The following is a 15,912-nucleotide window of genomic DNA, read 5'->3' on the forward strand; positions in this document are numbered from 1 at the left end:
GTGTGATAGCATGATTTCGTTAATACAAAATGAGGTAATAAAGATCTTATTAAAGAAAAAAATGGTCCTGATCATTATTTTACTTTTAATTTTTGTGAGTTTACTTTCATATGGACAGAAATATTCTTATGACAGAAATATACAAAAATTTGAGGCGGAATCTGGGGGTATAGAATATGATTGGAAAGCCCTTACTACTCAAAGGCTCAATGACCTTGAAAATCGTAGTAATAATGAATTCATACCAGAGGAAGTTAGAGCGTCTATTGATAGAGAAATTCAGCAATTGACTTATTTTATTGAAAATGACATCAATCCTATAACACCTACAGCGTCTAAATTTAATGTTCAATTTGTAGAACAAGGCATAACACTGTTTATACCTCTTTTAATTGTAATCTTAGCTGCAGATGTAGTTTCAAGTGAATTCTCCCAAAAAACGATTAAAGTTTTACTCACAAGAGCAGTACCTAGATGGAAAGTATTATTGAGCAAGTATATTGCACTCATCATGATGACGACAATTTTAGTGTTTATTATTGGTGCCCTATCTACTTTAGTATCCTATTTGTTTTTTCAACAATGGGGATTTAGTGAACCCGTAGTAACAGGTTTCAGTTTGATTGAGGGTAAATTAGATTCAAATTCAACGATATTAATCTCTCAATTTCAATACACTTTATTGATCTATTCTCTATTGTGGTTTGTGTCGATAGTAGTAGCCTCTATAACACTATTGATTTCGGTGATAGTTGATAATAGTTCGTCGGCCATTGGCATATTGATGGCCTCTCTAATCGGCGGTCAGTTTTTACAGTTTTTCTTATCTGAATGGCAATTAGTCAAGTATTTTTTTGTAACCAATTTAGATCTCACTCGATATTTAACTGGATCCTACCAGCCTATTGAAGGGATGAGTTTAAACTTTTCTATTCTTATACTAAGTGCTTGGGCTGTATTATCATTGCTAATAAGTTTTAGAGTATTTAACAGAAAAGATATCCTAGTTTAAATCGACTATTAAGGAGAATAACTATGTTTAAAAAAGTAATATGGCCACTAGTATTATTTAGTTCAATAGCGCTATTGATTGTATTTATAGCGGGATTTATGACCTCTGTATACGTAAGTAGGAGTGAAGAAAAAGAGAACACAGAAAAACCAATGGAAAACTCACAAAATACACCTGAAGAAGGAGATAAAACTCCAGAAGCTGCTTCTGACATACTCATCCTTGGAGACTCTATTGGATTTGGAGTAGGGGATGAAGAAAATTTAGGGTTAGAAAAAAGATACCTAGATTTAGTCAATAAAAATAATGAAAATAAAAAAGCCATTACGAATATTTCAGTACCAGGCTATGAAAGCAACGAACTTGTAGATTTAATTAAAAGTGGAGAAAACAAATCTAGTATTTCAAATGCAAATTTAATTATCCTATCTATTGGAGGAAATGATTTAAATCGTCTAGAATATGAAGACAATGTAACGTTAACAATCGCATTTGAGGAAGCGCTTAAAAACTACAAACAAAATCTAGAGTTTATAATTAAAGAGATTAGAACGATCAATCCAGATGCACAATTAGCATGCATAGGTTTATACAATCCTTATAGCAAAGAAGAACCTGAAAAGGCCAGATTACTTTTAAAATGGAATTATGAAACTCGTTTAATTGTAAATGCAGATGTCAAATTTGCCTATATACCAACTTATGAATTATTTGAATACCATTTAAACGACTATCTCTCTATAGATGAATTTCATCCAAGTGGTTTAGGGTATCAAGTGATAGCAGAAGAACTTTATCGAATATTAAACTAGATAAAATGCTAGCTATATTAGCGACAGTGTGTAAAAGTTAGTTTATAATGTTAAGCAAAAAGTTCTCATATAAAAAGTAAGAAAGGAAAATTATCGTGAAAAAAATTAATTTTATTTATTATTTATGCGCAATAGCAATGGTTATCTCTTTGGGAAATGTATTTATAAATGGTGATTTCTCAGTAGAGGGTTCGGCACTGTTAAATAACAATTGGGGAGTTATGTCTTTGGTGGATCTCTTTGCAGGAATCATTATCTTTTCAACTTGGATTGTATTTAGAGAAAAGAATAAACTATTGATTGGAGTACTTTTAGTTTTAATGGTGTTATTTGGATTTTTAACTGCAAGCTTGTATATACTAGTTAATTTATATAAAAGTAAAGGCGACTGGACGGAATTTTTCTTCGGCAGTAGAAGAAAAGAGATAGTAGAAAAATTAAATACTACAAGAAAATGAAACCTTTGAACAATTATTTGAAAATAGGATAGATGAAGTCCAATGATTTTTAACGGATAAGATAAGTGATGCAAGTTTTCCACCTATAGTGGATTAGATTCAATGGTTATCTAAAAATTAAGGTATAATGTATTTATTAAGGAGTGAGTTTATGTTTACGTTTACGTTGGGAAGAAAGACAGATTTTAGTTATAAAACAAATCAACTAATAGCACTATTGTCACTGTTAGTAGTTGCTATAGGATGGATGTTAACAGGAAAGGTTTCGTCAGGGATTTATATAGGAGTTGGAGTATTTTTAACTTGGGCACTTTCTAGAGAAATTGATCCAAAACATGAGTATTCAGCATTTCTGGCCGCTGCCTTTTCATTTTTGAATTTACTGTATTATGACAATGTTCAGCTTTTAGTGATTGTTTGGATGCTTTTACTCATGAGAATAGTAAATGGAATTACAGGAAAAGAGCTAACCGTTTTTGATATTTTTTCAGTATTAGGACTCACTATATACCTATCTTTAAACGGTGGAAACAGTGTGTATTTAGTGATATTTATTTTAGCTATAGCCTTTATTATAAAAGCTAGAGAAAAAATGAGAGCAGCATTGATAGCTAGTGGGATTGGTTTAGCATTCTTTATAGTAGAGAGCTTTTTTATGAGCTATTTATCATTCAACACTATAAATTATTTAGATCCAATCAATATATTCGCCATTGCCACATTAAGTCTATCTTTTGTATTATTTTGGTTTTTATCAAAAGCTGAAACTGAAGATGATAAAGGCAATAGATTAAACAGATTTAAACTCTTAGCAAGTCAAATAGTGTATAGTTCTGCTGTTCTGCTGTTATTTTTATTTGGTGATACAAGTCTTAATAATTTAATTATATACTTGTCAGCTATAGTAGGGGTAACAATTTACTTTATTGGATTTAACATTTTAAATAGGGAAAAATAAAAATAGTTCTAATTAAAATGATAATACATTTGAGCTTATGTTTAAAGACTTGACTCGATTACTCATCTATTAGTTTATAATAAAATTATAAGATCTTATTGATAAAAATATCTGGATTTTTTTACTTTTAAAATAAAAAAAGAACCATTATTTAGTAAGGTTTTAGATACACGTTTTTAAGCAATTTTATGTATTACATTCTGCTAATAAGCGGACAAGACAAAGAGCAATCAATCTTTTTTTTTGATGTTTTGTACTATGTTTTTTACTTTTTTAGTTAACTCAGGATACCTTTTTTAACGATTTTTTAAAACGGTTCATATAAAAAAACTCCTCGAATATTTTTTGAGGAGTTTTTGGAGCGAATTAGTCTGAGACTAATTAGTTAAAACGAATAATTTCTTCGACTAAATCCACTAAGTTTCTATTTGACATATCTGGTTTCAAATAGTAAGGGTTGTATTGATCTTCTTTACGTTTGATATAAGCTGTGACAAGTCCAACTTTTTTAGCACCAAATAAATCCCAATCATGAGTCGCAACCATGACCGTTTCATCAGCATGAATGTTTTCTTCATTCATTACATAGTGGTAGATATCTTTAAATGGTTTATATTTTTGTACGGACTCTACAGAATAATACGAATCAAATAAATCAATAAGTCCTGAATGAATCAGCTGCTCCTTAACCATTTTGTAAGAAGAATTCGTTACGGAAATGACTTTTATATCATTGTCTCTTAATAATTTAAGCGCTGCAGGGACATCATCATATGCTGGTAAATTTCTAAATGAACCTAAAATATCCGTTTTGATTTCATCTGTTAACTCTTTGCCACTCTCTAAAAAAACACTTTCTAACGCAGCTTCTGAAAGTTTTCCAAAATCAGTGTATTCATCCATACCGCCGATGACAGTGGAGGAGTGAAGCAACTTGGCAAACCAATAATTAAGCACATATTTATCCTCAAAATGTTTCCCAAATTTTTCTTTTAATACGTTCAAATCTAGCAGTGTTTCGTTCATATCGAATAATACCGTTTTTATCATTTTTTCAGCTCCTTATAGTTTATGATCTTAGCTTTCTTAGTTGTGAAGTTATTAAATAATCGTTTTGCATACTTACTTCAATGACTGTTTTATACGATAACATATGTGTTTCATTTTCATCTTTATTATTTTGTCCAATTTGGAATCATTTCGACATCGGCAGCTTCTAATGTTGTAAATATGGGACATCTTGAATCAACTATTATTTGTAATTCATTAATACGCTCTTCAGATTCGTTTGTTTTTACACGAGCATTTATTTTAATTGATTTAAAGTAAGGACGGACATCTTTATTACCCATCATGCCTTCTGGATTCATTTCTCCTTTTATATCAAATTCTATACCTTGAAGATCAAAATCTATTTCTTTTGCTACCATATTAGCTATAGCGTTCTCACATCCTGCTAGTGAAGCTAGAAATACCCCCAGTGGATTTGCTCCTTCATCTTTTCCACCCAATTGTTGAGGCTCATCAATAATAATCTGATGCCCTTTAGAATTAGCGACTGTTTGCATCCCTTTTGAAATTGCTGTAATTTTTTCGATTTTTTTAGTCATTTGATTTTCTCCTATTTATGTTAATTTTATTCTTACTTATTCTATAAATATTGATTATCTCTACATTGTTTATACATGTTTTTAAGCAGTAGAAATAATTTCATCTTTAGATTGAAATCCATTTTTTTGATCAACTAGTTATCCATCTTTGAAGAAGGGGATTGCAGAAATAATCATAATACTATATTTTTTTGTTATTCCTGGATTTTTATCAATATCTGATTATTCCATTTTCTACTTGGAAAATTTCTTTTAATACAGGTGCAATCAATTTAGAAGGTCCACACCAAGGTACTCCAAGTTCAGCGATAACTGAGCCATCTTTTGTACCACCCACAAATGTTGCATCTGTTTAACATTTAATAGATTTATAATCTCTCTTTATTTTTTAACCGTTAAAATACGCTCAAGTGGTTATACATTGATAGTACAGTATGGTATTATTAAAGTCAATCAATCAGTTTAAAGGAGAATGATAAATGATTAAAAATATAGAAACAAGATATTCTTATCTATCTGAATATTTATTCATTAATCTACTTAATACAATTAATGGAAGAAACAATGTTTTTACAGATTTTCTTGAAGAAGAAGGTTTAATGGATGCTTGGCTGTCATTAATGAAAGAAAGAGGTTTATTACATTCCGAACAAGTTGAGAAAATAAAGGAATCTCCAATTGATATAAAAAAAATACAATTATTTCGTGAGCAGTGTAGATCTTACTTTTTAGAACCCGAAACAAAATCAAAATTTTTAGAGAATTTAGCATCTAATACTGAGAAAGCCCCTCTTTTTTTCGACAAAGAATTTAGACCTACACCAAGTGAAGGCGGGACTGATGGACTCATTTCACTTATCACTTATGATATGCTTACGGCCCATTATAATGGCCTATTTCCTAAAATTAAAAAATGCAAGTCTGACTCATGTTATGCATTATTCGTTGATACAAGTGGAAGACGAAAATGGTGCTCAATGGAAATTTGTGGTAATAGAACAAAAGCACATAAATATTATGCTAAAAAAAGTAATAAATAGACATAGAAATATAGGGACGATATTATCAGTTGAAGAGTTTTTGGGATTATATACAAAGTAATTTAATGAATATGCTAATGGGCTTAAAGTTGAAACTATATCCTATTAATTAAAAATGAGCTGGAATAAATACGGTATTAATCCGAATTTATTCCAGCTCATCTTCAGTTAGTAATGACTAAATTTTTTGGTAATCAATTGTATTTATTTTAATTCAATTAAATTTGTTGTTTTGCCATACTTGCTGAAACTTTTTCATCAATACGTAGGAAAGGTAGATATATAAATACACTTGCTGTAATAATTAAGACTTGCAATAAGGATGCACGCCAATCACCGCCGGTTGCTAAGAACCCAGAAAGTATTGGTGGTGTAGTCCATGGAATCTGGACGACAACATGATTAATTAATCCAGCTGCTGTAGCAAAATAAGCAATTGTTAAAGAAAATACAGGAGCTAGTACAAAAGGAATAATTAAACTTACATTAAAAACAATTGGAAGACCAAATATAATCGGCTCACTAATATTAAAAATTGCAGGTGCAACTGTAAGTTTAGCAAATTCTTTATACTCGCTACGACGACTAAATATAAAAATAGCAATTAATAACGCAATAGTATTTCCTGATCCTCCCATTACGGCAAAACTATCTTTGAACGCCATATTAATAATATGAGGAATTTCTTCTTTATTGGCATATGCAGCCATATTCTCTTGCATATTTTGAAGTAAAAACGGATCAAGAAGAGGACCTGAGATAACTGCTTGATGTATACCAAATCCAAAGAATAAATTGGCTACTGATGTAATTAATAAGAACCCAGGTAATCCGGTAGTAATTTTACCTAAAGGACCAGTTATAAGTGTTGTAATTAATCCGTTTACGTCTATATTAAATAATTGATTAACTGCAAAAGAAATAATCGCAAATGTGGTAACAGTTATAATAATTGGAATTAAAACATTAAATGATTTCGAAACTGCTGGCGGAATGTTGCCTGATAATTTGATTTCTAATTTTTCATTATTTGATAATTTAATAAATAATTCAGTTGCCAACAACCCAACAAAAATTCCGACAAACATTCCAGAAGCCCCTATATGAGATATTGGTAATATTCCTGTAACTTCAATAGCTTCACTAGCATTTTCTGGTGTAAACATTGTATTCATAGGTGTTAATACAACAAATGTTGAAATTGATACGAGTATAACTGCAATATGATTAGTGTAACCCCTGTTAACAGACATGTGGTAAGAAACTGCTGCAACAATTAATAAAGCAGTAATACTTAATGTCCCGTTTGCAATTGACATACCAATTTGCTGAACAGTTGTCAGTGTGTCTGGATCAATTATTTTACCCATAAATCCTGTAGGTTCTAAAATAACGTAATTTATTAATGTTACAAAACCAGCTAACATCATAAACGGCATAAAGGTTGCAAATGAATCACGCAAAGTACGTAGATGAATTTGATTGCCTATTTTTGTTGCAATTAATCCGAACTTTTCAAGTAACTTATCTTTTTTTGTCATATTCATAAACCTCTTCTCCTTTTTTGTAAGCGATAACTTTTTATTATAATCCTATATTACAGCAGATTTATATAAAAGTAAATACTTTAAAAAAAAGATATATATATTAAAAAAAATAAAGAAAAAATCTTAAGAAATTGTTTCTAACTGACTAATTTTCAACAAATACTGCTTCAAATATAAAGTCTTTATATATATGTCTAGATAAGGAATATTCAAAAGGAGTTCCAGAAGAAAGTGAGACTACCTTATCTACTTCAATCATAAAATCTCCTTTTTCAATATCTAATATATGCACATCAAACTCTGTCGCTAGATCCCCTTTTATCCATATATGAGAGTCTTTAATCTCTAAGTTAAGTTCCTGATTAATGTAAGAGTAAACAGATTTCTTTAAATGTTTGGGCTCAAGTCCTGGTATAATTGACAAAGGCATAAATGTCTGTTCGATTGAATACGGTTGTTGGTCTATAAAACGACTTCTAATAATGTTATAAACATAATCCTTTGAATCAATTTTTAGCATATCAGCTACCTTTTTAGATGGTAACTCAATTGAAAAATTATGAATTTGGGATTTAACATGTTCTTCTCCTACCACACTAAATAATCCTGCATTTGGTCCAAAAACCTTTGAGTTATCAATAGGTGTTCTTAAAACTTCAGTTCCAAAACCACTTCTACTTCTTAAAACTCCTTCAGAAACGAGCAAGTCAATACCTTTTTTTACAGTAAGTTTACTAGTTTTATATTCTTCTGCAAGTTTTTCTCCTGATGGAAGCTTTTTTCCAACCTTATAATAACCGGTCATAATTTTTTCTTTTATATCTAGATATACATTCATATATTTTGGGATTTTTTTCATAATATAGCTCCTAATTTTTTTAATAAGTATAGTAACAGGTATATTTTACCATAGATATGGGGTCGATTGCTAGATGAAATATATAACATGATTATGAAAGTATATTGTTTTAAATAAAAGTATTTATTTTTATCGAAAGTAATGTTAATATAGTTTTATAATGTAAGGAGGAATACGAATGAATAAACAAAAATTATCTTTCCCACAAGATTTTTGGTGGGGTTCTGCATGGTCAGCCGAACAGGCTGAAGGAAGAGGAGAAACTGGGAAAGCTGAAACGGTCTGGGAGAGATGGTATGAAGAAGAACCATATCGTTTTTATAAAGGGATTGGTTCAGAAATAACTACTGATCATATTCATCAATATAAAGAAGATGTCCAGTTAATGAAACAAACCGGACACAATTCATTTCGTGTCTCAATTTCTTGGGCTAGAATGTTTCCTGATGGTGGTACTGGCAAAGTAAATCCTAAAGCAATTGCATTTTATAAAGACTTATTTAAAGAGATGAATGAAAATGGTATAAAGGTTTTTGCAAATCTTTACCATTTTGATATGCCTGCTAAATTACAGGACATAGGAGGCTGGGAATCTCGAGAGATTGTTGACGCATATGTAAACTTTGCTGATACATGCTTCAAAGAATTTGGAGACTTAGTCTATCATTGGTTTACCTTTAATGAACCACTTGGACCTATTTTAGGTTCATATCTAGAAGATTTTCATTATCCAAATATTGTTGATTTTAAAAGAGGTGCTCAAGCAGCTTTCTTTACAATCTTATCTCATGCTAAAGCTATTGAAGCCTTTAAAAAATATAATTTATCTAGCAAAATTGGCGTTATTTTGAATTTAAGTCCAACGTTTCCAAGAAGTCAAAATCCAGCTGACGTAAAAGCAGCTGAAATTGCTGATTTGTTCTATACAAGAAGTTTTCTTGATCCTATGGTTAAAGGAACTTTTCCTGAAAAATTAGTTAATTTATTAAAAGATTATGATCAAATGCCTGCTGATTTTACTGTATCAGATTTAGCATGTATTGCTGCAAACACTTCACAAATACTAGGATTAAATTACTATGAACCTCGTCGAGTAAAAGCTCGCCTAACAGCGATTAACCAAGAAGGTCCATTTTTACCGGAATGGTTCTTTGAAAATCATATTATGCCGGGGCGTCGTATGAATGAATACAGAGGTTGGGAGATTTATGAAAGAGGTATTTATGATTTATGTATAGACATTAAAAATAATTATGGAAATATTGAAGCATTTATTTCCGAGAACGGAATGGGAGTTGCAAATGAAGAACTTTTCATGGATGAGAGTGGTCAAGTAATAGACACATACCGTATTGAATTCATTAAGGACCACTTAGCGTATTTATGGAAAGCTATTAATGATGGATGCAATATTAAAGGTTATCATTTATGGGCTTTTATTGATTGTTGGTCATGGATTAATTCTTACAAAAATCGTTATGGATTAGTCTCTTTAGATTTACCTACCCAAAAACGAACAATTAAGAAAAGTGGAGAATTTTATAAGCAACTAAGCGATGAAAATGGTTTTGAATACGATAAAGATTTACTAGTGTAATATATTCTGAAAGATTTATTCAGAGTTAAATATGCTTTTAAAGAACAAAAAGAGGCTATTAAAATAGCAGAAATAACTACCTATAATAAAATAGTTGGTTAAAGGTGTATAGTGACCTCAAAAATTTGAAGTTTTCAGAGTACAGAAATCTATTCTGTTTTTTGTTTTTTCTCTAAGCTCATCGTTGTTAACTATCCATAATGCAATCTATGCACCATATTTTCAAAATAAGAATAGATAACGGCCTTTGTCATTTAAATACTCATGGACAACAGTCAATTTGAATTCAAAATCATAATTGGCCACAGAACCTCAAAAAAAAATTAGATTTTTAGGTTTAACTTTATTTGAGAGCAGCTTATGATTCAAAAGACGAAATAGCGTTGGTATATAATTCAATCTTAAATTAGTCAGAAATAGCTTGCGATAGTGCTCGTACTAAATAAACTTGTAAGTCTTCTCCTTGAAGGTAGTACAAGAAATTTATTTTTAATCTGCTTATAATACAACATTTATAAAGATCTATCGTTAAAGTTAATAGATCAAAAACACAGTAAATGTTTAGATAAATCAACTAATAATTAGTGAGATTATTTTAAAAAATGATACTCTGATAGATAAAAATAAAGAATTAAGATATAGTTAAATTGGTAAATGTAGGATTAAAAATTTTTACTTTGGACGAGTAATTAAGTACACTTGTTATATTCACACGTATACATGTATCTAAGTTTACAAAGATATGTGTATACTATGAGTAATAGTAAGGAGACCAGAAAATGAAAAAGTAGAAAATCCGACTTTGATTTGTCCGAAAATGAATAACAAAAAAGCAAGCAGAAATAAAAATTGTTCGTATTGGGATTGATGGGCATGAGTACTTGAGAAACGAAACATTTAAAAGAAATTTACGGAAAATTTCCGATCAATTACGAACGTAAAAAAAAACGAAAAAAAAAATGAAAAAACGAAAAAAATTCTATAAACTAAAATTATTATTTGGTTCAAATTTTTATTCTATTTGTTTTTATACAAAAGCCGAATTACTTTCTTCTTTTCATTTTTCTTTTTATAATAAAGATAACAAAGAGAGGGAGGGATAAAATGGAAACTTATCGTAATTTAGATTTGCAATTTATCGATGGAGGTTGGCGTAATGGAAAAGGCTCAAAGCAAGTTGAGTCCATCAACCCTTACACACAAGAAACCTATGCAACATTTCAAGCAGCCAGTTTAGATGATATCGACGAAGCGTATCAATCTGCAAAAGAACATCAACCAGCTTGGTCAGATATGAATCCTTTTGAACGAAACGGTATTATGCGCAAAGCTGCAGAAATCATGGAACGCCGAAAAGATGAACTGATTGATATACTGGTTAAAGAATCTGGTTCAACGATTATAAAAGCTGAACAAGAAGTAGAGTTGAGTATTTCAATCGTTCGTTTAGCAACAAATTTCCCATTTGCTATGGAAACGACCGTCAATCAATCAATGGTTCCGGGTAAAACGAACTACCTGATTCGTAAGCCGTTAGGAGTCGTAGGAGTGATTGGACCTTTTAATTATCCAATGTATCTAGCCATGCGCTCCGTGGCACCAGCATTGGCAACAGGAAATTCGGTAGTTCTGAAGCCTTCTTCTTCTACCCCAGTCAGCGGCGGAACGGTACTAGGGAAAATTTTTGAAGAAGCTGGAGTACCTAAAGGTGTTATGCATGTTTTGACGCCTAAAACTTCTGAAATCGGTGACGCTTTTTATGAGCATCCGATCCCTAAAATGATTTCATTTACTGGATCAACTGAGGTTGGAACACATATCGGTGAGATAGCAGGTAAAAATGTGAAAAATACGATTCTCGAACTAGGTGGAAATAATGCCTTTGTTGTATTAGATGATGCGGATATCGAAAAAGCTGCTCGTGGAGCCGTTTTTGGACGGTTCTTGCATAGCGGTCAAATCTGTATGTCTGTTAATCGAATCATTGTTGAAGAATCGGTTATGGAAGAGTTTTGTGAGAAATTTGTAGAATTAGCTAAAACAATTAAAGTAGGGGACCCAGAGAAGAAAGACACTTTGGTAGGACCGCTTATTTCACATTCTGCTATCGAAAGACTTCAAAAAGAAATTAAGCAAGCAAAAGAAGAAGGAGCAGAGATGCTGCTTGAAGGGAAAGTAGACGGAAATGTTATGGGGCCTACAATTCTTAAGGGCACCAACGATATGACTACTGCGAAAAATGAGATGTTTGGACCAGTTGTGACTGTCATTCCTGTCAAAGATGACGAAGAAGCGCTTAAGGTAGCTAATGATACAGAAGCTGGATTAAGTGGCGCTCTTCATACAACAGATAAAGAGCGTGCATTCAAATTTGCTCAGAAATGGGAAACAGGTATGGTTCATATCAATGATCAAAGTGTTAACGATGAACCTTATATTGCTTTCGGAGGCGAAAAAATGTCCGGTCTCGGCCGTTTCGGCAGAGAGCATTCACTGGATGAATTTACTACGTATCAATGGATATCTGATCAAGTCAAACCTAGAGACTATCCATTTTAAATAATATAAGACTACTAGTCTTATAAGAAAACCCATCATTTAGTTAAGAGATAGGCGAAGATGAATTTCTTCGTCTGTCTTTCTTTTGTACTTAAGTTGGAGTGTGTTATTATTTAATAAAGAATTAAGTGAGCTATGTTCTTCACGATAGGATAAAAGAATCAAATTGAAAAAATAACAGAATCCCAGACTGAAGTTCAATAAATCCTCACTAATTTTATCTTCGTTGACTCCAATATAGTGTTTCATAATTGTTTTGCTGCTAAGAATAAAGATTTCCATTAACGTGGCCACATCTTTGGTCTTTTTGTAGTAATGGTAGCTAAAGATTTTGCGCAGCGTGTTTGCTGCCAGGTCTTTGATATATTCCTGAATCAGATCCTGTAGACTACTTAAATATAAAATAGGGGTTTTCCTCGTTTTCTGTTCGACAATTCGGGGATTTTTAACTGAAAGAATGGCCTTTTTCTTCAGTTTGACGATATCTAACATACATAAACCGTAATTAATTCCAATCAAAAAAGGGAGAACATCTCGTTTCGCATTTTTATTGCGTCTTAACCCAAATAAAAAGTCATTTATTGCTTGCTGTAATTTTAATGGTTGCACGGTGGAACTCATCGAAAAGTTTTATTTTCTCACAAAAAAGATACATGATTTCGTTTTAGTATATTATATAGTCATTTGTCAAAAGGAGTTTTGAAAAAAACCTAGTATGAAAGGACGATTGATATACAATTTTATCTCATTTCATGTATCATAAAAAAAATAGACTAAAAACCTCCTGTGAAAACTGGTGCGATAAGAAAAAATTGAGATAGATTAGAAGAGGCGGATAAACAGAGAGTTGACCTGACATTCATAAAGCAATCTTTTCTTGTTGTTAGCTGGATTATATACGTCGTGTTTTTAATTATCCCACTGTCATACTAATATAAACAATTTTTTATCATCAATTTCTTTAAATATTGGAATAATAGCTTTTCAATACCTGGATAGAGAATAGATAAAAGAAACAGAAAAATAATAGGCTAAAAAGCTTTATTTTTCTAGTTCGTTTATTTGCTGCTTTTAAGAAGAGTTTTTAAGAGTTTTTAAAACTAAATTGTAATCATTCGTACAAAATTATTTATCGTACTATTTTAAAATAGTGAACTAGAAAAAAGAGTATCCTAACTAGTCCATTTGGAGACTGGATTTATTCGACTTTTTTGTTTGAATGTTATTATGAACTGCATTTAGGTTGTACTTGACCATCTATTGAACTTGTACTATACTATTTTGAAGCGTAAAAAATATAAGCCTAAACTTCGCCACCGGGTGAAGCTTATAAGGTATTCTGTAGCATTCCATTAGGTCTTAGGAGGAATGTTATCAGAATGCCTTTTTATTTTGAAAGGAGAAAAAATGAAGCATTCAGTTCTTCAAAAATTTATTAAGTATACCAGTGTAAATATTTTAGGCATGATGGGTCTTTCTCTTTATATCTTGGCGGATACCTATTTTGTGTCTAAAGCTTTGGGCTCAATAGGAATAGCCTCACTGAATCTTTCAATTTCTATTTATAGTATTATACATGGTCTGGGTTTAATGATAGGGATTGGAGGGGCTACTAAATTCATTATATTAAAAACACAAAAGAATGAGAAAGCTAATCGTGTATTTTCTACCGCATTAAAAGTAGGACTGGTGATAGGAATACTATTAATCTTGATAGGTATTTTTGGCTCAAAGCGTTTAGCTATGGGTCTAGGAGCAGATAGCGTAACTCTACCATTAACGCAAACGTATCTGACTACAATTCTAGTTTTTGCACCATTTTTTATAGTGAATAATATTCTGTTAGCCTTTGTACGAAATGACAACAATCCAAATTTATCAATGATTGCCATGCTAGTGGGTAGTTTTTCAAATATCATTTTAGACTATCTATTTATATTCCCGCTTAATATGGGAATATTTGGTGCTGCTTTTGCAACCGCCCTCGCCCCAATGATAAGTATTTTAGTTCTGATGGTTCATTTCGCACATAAGAATAACACGATTAAGTTGATTAGAAATAAATTGGAATTAAATCTAGTTTATGATATTTTTAGTTTAGGACTATCTTCATTTATTATTGAAGTCTCTTCAGCCGTTGCTTTGATTACTTTTAACATCGTTATTTTACGACTAGAAGGAAATGACGGGGTAGCAGCCTATGCCATTGTAGCTAATTTAGCTTTAGTAGCCATTGCGATTTTCACTGGATTAGCTCAAGGTGCCCAACCGTTAATAAGCAACTATTTTGGGCTAAAAGAATTTGATAGGCTAAAAAAAACCCGTAAATTTGCCTTGATTACAACGTTTATAATCGCATTTGTAATCTATATTATCACTATGGTGTTTTCTGAAAGTATTATACAAATTTTTAACAGTGAAAATAATAGCCTTGTTGCGCAAATGGCAGATGTAGGACTAAAATTTTATTTTCTTGGATTCTTCTTTGCAGGTATAAACATTGTAACCACTATGATCTTGAGTGCTACAGAAAACATTAGAGAAGCACTATTTATCTCACTCTCACGAGGATTAATCATTATTGTTCCTGTAGTTCTAATGGCAAGTTATTTTTGGAATATGATAGGTGTATGGCTTGCATTTGTTATAACAGAATCGATTGTCACTGGAATAGGTATTTATTTAGAACAGTTGAGAAATAAGTCAATAATCAATCGAAAGAACTAAGACACCAAAGAGGCTTTAAACATTTTCACAAGAAGAAAAATAAAATTTTGTTCTAATAAGGTTCTAGATACACGAATTTATCTCATTTCATGTGTTCATGAGTCATAATGACCTTTTTCAAGTTTTAAATAAATATAAGATGTAGTATTGAATTATGAGATTAAGGATTAGATAAAAGAAACTACACAATCAAGGAAATAAATAATAGCTCAAAACCAACATACAAACAGTAGGTATGTCACACTTCTAGAAAAGAGGTTATTATTATGAAACTTGAAAGTTTATATGCGGTTATTATGACAGAGGAAGTAAAAAAAGTTGCTCTTTTCTATACAACTATTTTAAATTTTGAAATCATTTAGGAAGAAGATGGGTATATCAGCTTAATAAATAAACAAGGTGAACATACTTTTGAACTTGCAGTATTAGACTACCAACACAAAACGGTTCCTAAGGATTTTAGAAACAAAACTACAGGCTTAATTATTAATTTTAAAGTTGAGAATGCCACAGAATTATATAATAAGATACGATTAGATGATAACATAAAAATTGTGAAGACATTAAGAGATGAGGATTTTGGGCAAAGACACTTTATAATGAGTGATCCAATTGGAGTTCTTATTGACGTAATCGAAAATATCCCACCATCAAAAGCCTTTGCTGATATGTATAAAGAAGAGGTTTAAATGAAAAATAATGAACAGTCAGAATTAACCAAGTCTAAAATTCT

Annotated in this window: 14 protein-coding genes; 8 read left to right on the top strand and 6 right to left on the bottom strand. The window is 31.2% G+C overall.

Annotated features, from left to right (window positions below; translation table 11 throughout):
• Positions 1–10 precede the first annotated feature (10 nt).
• The 4 genes from BR44_RS08170 (at position 11) to BR44_RS08185 (ending at position 3,240) form a co-directional block, all read left to right on the top strand.
• Complete coding sequence (locus BR44_RS08170; protein ID WP_034551803.1) at positions 11–1,012, top strand: ABC transporter permease; 1,002 nt, start codon at positions 11–13, stop codon at positions 1,010–1,012.
• Positions 1,013–1,035: 23 nt separating this feature from the next.
• Positions 1,036–1,824 (top strand): GDSL-type esterase/lipase family protein, encoded by a 789-nt coding sequence (locus BR44_RS08175; RefSeq protein ID WP_034551805.1) that lies wholly within the window; start codon positions 1,036–1,038, stop codon positions 1,822–1,824.
• Positions 1,825–1,919: 95 nt separating this feature from the next.
• Positions 1,920–2,282 (top strand): DUF1475 family protein, encoded by a 363-nt coding sequence (locus BR44_RS08180; protein ID WP_051912624.1) that lies wholly within the window; start codon positions 1,920–1,922, stop codon positions 2,280–2,282.
• Positions 2,283–2,433: 151 nt separating this feature from the next.
• A complete protein-coding gene (locus BR44_RS08185) occupies positions 2,434–3,240 on the top strand; it encodes a hypothetical protein (protein WP_034551807.1) in 807 nt (268 codons plus the stop codon).
• 381 nt (positions 3,241–3,621) lie between these two features.
• Here the strand turns inward: BR44_RS08185 and BR44_RS08190 are convergent, their stop codons facing one another.
• The 3 genes from BR44_RS08190 to BR44_RS12065 form a co-directional block, all read right to left on the bottom strand.
• On the bottom strand, positions 3,622–4,290 hold the full coding sequence (locus BR44_RS08190; protein WP_034551809.1) for a haloacid dehalogenase type II: 669 nt from the start codon (positions 4,288–4,290) through the stop codon (positions 3,622–3,624).
• Positions 4,291–4,415: 125 nt separating this feature from the next.
• The gene (locus BR44_RS08195) at positions 4,416–4,850 is read right to left on the bottom strand and encodes an OsmC family protein (protein ID WP_034551811.1); all 435 of its coding nucleotides are present in this window, start codon (positions 4,848–4,850) and stop codon (positions 4,416–4,418) included.
• Positions 4,851–5,061: 211 nt separating this feature from the next.
• Entirely contained in the window at positions 5,062–5,187 is a 126-nt protein-coding gene (locus BR44_RS12065; protein WP_281173139.1) for a thioredoxin domain-containing protein, read from the bottom strand.
• 142 nt (positions 5,188–5,329) lie between these two features.
• Here BR44_RS12065 and BR44_RS08205 point away from each other — a divergent pair, with 142 nt between their 5' ends.
• Positions 5,330–5,890, top strand: coding sequence for a CGNR zinc finger domain-containing protein (locus BR44_RS08205; RefSeq protein WP_034551813.1), 561 nt, complete (start codon positions 5,330–5,332; stop codon positions 5,888–5,890).
• Positions 5,891–6,108: 218 nt separating this feature from the next.
• Here BR44_RS08205 and BR44_RS08210 read toward each other — a convergent pair whose 3' ends face one another.
• Complete coding sequence (locus BR44_RS08210; protein WP_034553146.1) at positions 6,109–7,431, bottom strand: PTS sugar transporter subunit IIC; 1,323 nt, start codon at positions 7,429–7,431, stop codon at positions 6,109–6,111.
• A gap of 151 nt (positions 7,432–7,582) precedes the next feature.
• Positions 7,583–8,296 carry a GntR family transcriptional regulator gene (locus tag BR44_RS08215; protein ID WP_034551815.1) on the bottom strand — a complete coding sequence of 238 codons (714 nt, stop codon included), beginning with the start codon at positions 8,294–8,296 and terminating at the stop codon, positions 7,583–7,585.
• A gap of 178 nt (positions 8,297–8,474) precedes the next feature.
• Between BR44_RS08215 and BR44_RS08220 the strand changes: the two genes are divergently transcribed.
• Positions 8,475–9,893 (top strand): glycoside hydrolase family 1 protein, encoded by a 1,419-nt coding sequence (locus BR44_RS08220; RefSeq protein ID WP_034551816.1) that lies wholly within the window; start codon positions 8,475–8,477, stop codon positions 9,891–9,893.
• A 1,104-nt stretch (positions 9,894–10,997) separates the two neighbouring features.
• Positions 10,998–12,452: an aldehyde dehydrogenase family protein gene (locus BR44_RS08225; RefSeq protein ID WP_034551817.1), complete on the top strand. Its 1,455-nt coding sequence runs from the start codon at positions 10,998–11,000 to the stop codon at positions 12,450–12,452.
• 39 nt (positions 12,453–12,491) lie between these two features.
• On the opposite strand, the gene BR44_RS08230 is transcribed toward BR44_RS08225, so the two are convergent.
• Positions 12,492–13,073 (bottom strand): site-specific integrase, encoded by a 582-nt coding sequence (locus BR44_RS08230; RefSeq protein ID WP_425393559.1) that lies wholly within the window; start codon positions 13,071–13,073, stop codon positions 12,492–12,494.
• Positions 13,074–13,820: 747 nt separating this feature from the next.
• On the opposite strand from BR44_RS08230, the gene BR44_RS08235 reads away from it, so the two are divergent.
• Positions 13,821–15,179 (top strand): MATE family efflux transporter, encoded by a 1,359-nt coding sequence (locus tag BR44_RS08235; protein WP_211249870.1) that lies wholly within the window; start codon positions 13,821–13,823, stop codon positions 15,177–15,179.
• The last annotated feature ends 733 nt before the right edge of the window (positions 15,180–15,912 follow it).

It is taken from the genome of Carnobacterium funditum DSM 5970 (genome assembly GCF_000744185.1).
Lineage (GTDB): Bacteria > Bacillota > Bacilli > Lactobacillales > Carnobacteriaceae > Carnobacterium_A > Carnobacterium_A funditum.